This window comes from Nguyenibacter vanlangensis, from assembly GCF_013376155.1.
GTDB classification, from domain to species: Bacteria; Pseudomonadota; Alphaproteobacteria; order Acetobacterales; family Acetobacteraceae; genus Gluconacetobacter; species Gluconacetobacter vanlangensis.
Genome location: NZ_JABXXP010000802.1, coordinates 1 through 1,188, shown reverse-complemented (window position 1 = coordinate 1,188; position 1,188 = coordinate 1). Strand labels below are relative to the sequence as shown.

General features: G+C 61.1%; 1 protein-coding gene. It reads right to left on the bottom strand.

The genetic code is table 11. The annotated features are described in order from the left end of the window. Positions 1-115: 115 nt before the first annotated feature. Positions 116-1,102 (bottom strand): transposase, encoded by a 987-nt coding sequence (locus HUK84_RS19195; protein WP_176641639.1) that lies wholly within the window; start codon positions 1,100-1,102, stop codon positions 116-118. Positions 1,103-1,188: the final 86 nt, after the last annotated feature.

The following is a 1,188-nucleotide window of genomic DNA, read 5'->3' as shown; positions in this document are numbered from 1 at the left end:
CTCACCACCCATCAGTTTCATCCGGATGCCCATAATGGCGGCATTGGTTTGCGGAACTGGAGGAGCCTGACAATGCGCCGGACGCCGCGCGTGAACCAGGAGAGCCTGCTGCGGCTCATGTTCGCGGGTTGACGTCTGGGGCTTTTTTTTCGTCCGCTGATGGATTGGTTTGTGCGTCGCACAGGCCGGTGGAGACGGCGAAATACAAAGCGATACTCATCACCAGCACCAACCGGCCGAGACGTTCGGGGGAACGCAACTGACTGTGTTCGAGACCGAAGCCGCGCGATTTGAAGTCGGAGAACATGGGCTCGATGCCCCATCGTGCGCTGTAATCCAGTGTTGTCAGGTAGCTGGGGGTGTCGGACATCGCAATGATCCACGGCTCGGCATGCCCGGGCGCGTTGATGATGCCGATATTGGTGACAATACGCCGATGGGTGAGCGCGACGTCGGTCAGATAGGGACGCTTGTCAGTGACATGTTCGGCCAGGGAGGTTTTGTGGCCGCCCGCGGCGACCCGCAGATTGGACCTCACGCGCAGCCGATAACCCCAGCCTCGGGCGATGGCGAACGCGATCAGATCCGGCGTGCCGTAGAACCGATCCGCCATCAGGCAAATCTCGGCCTGGGAAGGCAACCAGCCGGCAACCGCTTGGAGCAGGTCCTTCTGAACAGCGAACCCGATCGCCCCTTCCGTCGCCTCGACCCGCCAGGCCAGCGGCAACGCGCGCTCGCCAAAATGCAGCGAGAGCATCAGGATCTGATGGCGGTCATTGGCCTTGGTCTGGTCCATGATCAGCACCACACGCCCGTCTTCGGCGGCCTTGGTGAGCACCTCGCGCGCAAACGGTTCCATGACTTCATCACAGACCACGAGGGGGTTGTCGATGAACCGAGCGATCCACTGGTAACGCATGTCCGCTCGCTCTGCCGCGCGCGGCAACGAAGCCGCCAACACCATCAGATTGGCGCTGCGAGCGTCCAGCATGGTGGCGACAAGCAGCGCGAGTTTGTCACGCTGGGTCTTGCGCTGCCCAGGCAACCGACGCTGCAAATCCGCCGCAATGCCAGCCGCCATTTCCACAATAGCCGGGGTCATGCCAAATCCGCTCCTCACAAGGGCAGAATCCTTGAATCACAGCCAGATTCAGCACGTCAATCCAGACCCCATAAAAACTGATGGGT

What these genes read in the sequence shown, in the direction of transcription:
- HUK84_RS19195 (WP_176641639.1), bottom strand. Translation starts at nt 1,102, where the DNA reads ATGACCCCGGCTATTGTGGAAATGGCGGCTGGCATTGCGGCGGATTTG.